This window comes from Propioniciclava sp., from assembly GCF_036744435.1.
Taxonomy (GTDB): domain Bacteria; phylum Actinomycetota; class Actinomycetes; order Propionibacteriales; family Propionibacteriaceae; genus Propioniciclava.
The window spans coordinates 20,674-23,916 of the sequence record NZ_DAIOIA010000040.1; the positions used below are offsets into that span (position 1 = coordinate 20,674).

Here is a 3,243-nt window from a genome sequence, read left to right on the forward strand (position 1 = left end):
ACCCGGAAGGCGACGATGGACGCGATCAGCTCGCCGGGCAGCTCCCGATCCAGCGGGAACTGGATCGCTCCCTTGCTGTATCGAAGGCCGAGTTCGTCGAGCCGCGCCGCGGCGAACGCCACCCCGTCGGCACCCGGGTACAGGCCGACGTGGCTCTTGCCTGGCGCGAAATGAACCAGGTTGCCGTTGAGCTTGTACGTCGGCATGCCCCAACTGATCGCCTCGGACGCCTCGGGTGCGGCCTCAATGATGATGGCCCGCAATTGGTCGAGAAGCTCCCGGTGGCGTCCGCTGACGCTGGACAGGTAATCGTCGATGACGGACATGGCGGCACCCTAGTAGCCAAACGCCCGCGGCGGACCCCCGCCAAAGCGACGATGAAGGAGGCGGCGTGAGCATCGAGCGCGCGAGGCGGCACCTGGAGCAGTTCGGATGGGGCGACCGGGTCATCGAGACGCAGGCGTCCTCGGCGACCGTCGCCGAGGCGGCGCAGGCCGTCGGAACCGAACCCGCACGCATCGCCAAGACTCTCTCGTTCGACCTGGGGGACGGGGTGTCCGCGCTCGTGGTGGCGGCGGGGGACGTGGTCGTCGCCAACAGATCCTTCAAGGCTGAGTTCGGGGTCAAGGCGAGGATGCTGCCCGCCGACGCCCTCGTCGACCGGATCGGGTTCGCCGCAGGCGGGGTGTGCCCGTTCGGTGTCCAGCCGGGCGTGCGCGTCTTCCTCGACGTGTCGCTGCGCCGGTTCGCGACCGTGTTCCCGGCCGCCGGGAGCGGCAACTCGGCTATCGAGTTGACGGTGCCCGAACTGGAGACCGCCTCGGGGGCAGAGGGGTGGGTGGAGGTCACCCGGACGCGCGCCTAGCCTGGTGCGGTGAACGAACCCCGTAAGCCGCGCCGCCCCGCCTTCCGTGACCCGTCCGCGCTGGAAGCGCTGGGGGAGCGCCACGATCCCATCGCTGAACTGCACGCCGCGCATGAGACCGCCGCGGCACTGCTGCGCACCGGGCGCGCTGCCGAGGACCCGACTGTGACCCTGCGCCTCATCGCGCTCGTGGACGAGGTCGGCCTGGCGACGCTGGCTGACCTGTGGGCGACGCGCCCCGCCCGGTCGCTGCCCGGAGCGCTCTACCGCCTCTACGTGCTCCGCGAGGGTGTCCGCCATGACCCGACGGGGGTCGCCCGCGAGTACGAAGCGGGCATCCGATTCACCGAACCGAACCACGCGGTCGCCGGCGCCGATCCGGCGGGCCCGGACGAAGTGGTGAGGGTCGCGGACGAGATCCTGCAGGGTGCGTTCCGGGGCGACTTCGCCGTGGCGTTGGAGCGGGCGGCCGCGTTCGCGCACGTGGTCGCGGCCGGACGCGCCGACGTGACCGCGGGGATGCCCGCCGTCGTCGGGGCCGGACGCCTGCAGTCGTTTGCTGCCGACCTGACGGCCGCAGCGGCCCTCTGGCGGGCCGGGGAGCTGCGCTGAGCCGCACGCGCCTCAACAAAAAGAAACCCCTCCCGTAGGAGGGGGCGCGTCGGGCTGGGAGCGCCTCTCGGCGCGTGGCCGCTCGTAGCGGCAAAAGTTGGAGCCCGGGGCTACCGCAGCCCGACGCGTCAACGAGGATAGGCGCCCGGTGGCAGTTGGCCAAGCCCTGTTCCCATCGGACGGGTCAGCGCTGTGCCAGCGGCACGCACAGGCGGGGTGTCGGGCCCGAACCGAAGCGGTAGTCGTACTGGACCCCGTCGACCTCGACGATGACGGCCATGCCCTGCTCGAGTGCCTGGGTGGAGAAGCTCCCGGGCTGGGGGCACCCCCAGGAGCCGTCGTTCCAGACGACGGCTCGGGCGCTGATGACGGTGAGCCCGTCGGCGGAGATGCCCCGGGCGCTCAAGTCGGCACGGATCGCAGCGAGGTGGTCGTCGGGCAACGGTGTGGGCGTCCCCGTCTGGTCGGGCAGGGGCGGGGCCGTTTCGAAGCGCTGGTCCGGGGAGGGTTGCCCGCCGGTCGCGCTCGAGGAGGCTCCCGGGGTGGTCGATGAGGTCACGGTTCCTCCTGAGCAGCCGGCGAGGAGCAACGCGGCTGCCACGGCGATCAGTGTCCGCATGGTTCCTCCTTCGCGACACGGGTCGCTCTCCAGGCTAACCATCCTGAACAACGAGTGGGGGACGAGGCGGGCCGCCCCGACGCGTGGCGCCGGAGCGGCCCGGAGGCGGAACTGCTCGTTCAGCGGCGACGCAGCAGGATGGCTTCGTCGGAGCCGGACTTGTTGTCCATCACGACCACCATGACTCCCTCGGGACGCTGGACCGCGAAGGCTGCTGCATCGACCTTGGCGGGAACCTTGACGTTGCGGGCGCCCTTCTTCAGCGACACGGACTGCCCGTTCTCGATGGCGGGAGTCCACGGGTTGTACTTGGCCGTGCCCTCGAAGGCGTCGGTCGCCGACCCGTTGGCCACCGACGAGATCTCGCCGGTGTAGCTGAACGTCCCCGTCGCCTTGGTGATGCCCAGGCTGCTCGCCTTCACCGGCAGCAACGTGGTGCTGTTGTCGGTGGGGGAGAACGCCATGTAGCCGGCGGCGGTGGTCGCCTTGGTCGCGGTGTCGTAGATGAACACCTCGTTGCGGCCGTCTGCCGAGCCCGAGCGGACCAGCCCGGAGTCGACGGCGTAGACGATGTACTCCGGGTTCCCGTCGTTGTTGCGGTCGATCAGCACCTGCGACTGGTTGCGTGCCGCGTTGGAGTAGCGGTCGTAACTGTTCATCGCGAACACCAACAGCTTGTCGCCTGCGGTGCCCAGATCGCTGGACTGGACGCCGAGAGCCCGCAGGTCGATGCCGGGCTCTCCCTTCACGGTTGCATCGCGACGGGCGTCCACCAGGCCAAGCTGGTAGACGTCTGCTGTCGTCGCGAGGGCACCGCGCCGGTTCGACAGTTCGATCTGCAGGTTCGGACGCGACACACCACCGCGGCTGTCGACGCCGAGGGCGGTGTCGATGCCGACTGAGGTCGCCTCCACGCCGTCGGTGACCGCCGGGTCGGCGGTGCCGTCGGCTGCGGCCTCGGTGCTCGTGGTGTCGATGGTCTCGGCGGTTCCGGCCGCCGCGTCCTCGGTGCCCTGAGCTGTGTCGGTGCTGCTCTGGACGGTGGTCTGGGTGCCTGCAGTGGACGTCCCGGTCAGATCCTGCGTGCGGCCGCGCGTGGCTCGCAGGGTGGCCGACACGTCGGATGAGGCCCGGGGGACCAGCAGCC

General features: G+C 70.5%; 4 protein-coding genes and 1 pseudogene. 2 read left to right on the plus strand and 3 right to left on the minus strand.

Going from position 1 to position 3,243, the window contains the following annotated elements:
• Positions 1 to 326: iron chaperone (locus V7E09_RS07140; protein WP_324523200.1), on the minus strand; the 326-nt coding region annotated here is incomplete at its 3' end.
• A gap of 65 nt (positions 327 to 391) precedes the next feature.
• Here V7E09_RS07140 and V7E09_RS07145 point away from each other — a divergent pair.
• Positions 392 to 865 carry a YbaK/EbsC family protein gene (locus tag V7E09_RS07145; protein ID WP_324510681.1) on the plus strand — a complete coding sequence of 158 codons (474 nt, stop codon included), beginning with the start codon at positions 392 to 394 and terminating at the stop codon, positions 863 to 865.
• Between the two features lie 9 nt (positions 866 to 874).
• On the plus strand, positions 875 to 1,477 hold the full coding sequence (locus V7E09_RS07150) for a hypothetical protein (RefSeq protein ID WP_324510680.1): 603 nt from the start codon (positions 875 to 877) through the stop codon (positions 1,475 to 1,477).
• 184 nt (positions 1,478 to 1,661) lie between these two features.
• Here the strand turns inward: V7E09_RS07150 and V7E09_RS07155 are convergent, their stop codons facing one another.
• The gene (locus tag V7E09_RS07155; protein WP_324510679.1) at positions 1,662 to 2,096 is read right to left on the minus strand and encodes a hypothetical protein; all 435 of its coding nucleotides are present in this window, start codon (positions 2,094 to 2,096) and stop codon (positions 1,662 to 1,664) included.
• A gap of 119 nt (positions 2,097 to 2,215) precedes the next feature.
• A pseudogene (locus tag V7E09_RS07160) lies at positions 2,216 to 3,243 on the minus strand (hypothetical protein); the annotation flags it as partial.

Bases quoted from the DNA above. Each gene is read 5' to 3' on its own strand.
- V7E09_RS07155 (WP_324510679.1), bottom strand. From the start codon at position 2,096: ATGCGGACACTGATCGCCGTGGCAGCCGCGTTGCTCCTCGCCGGCTGC.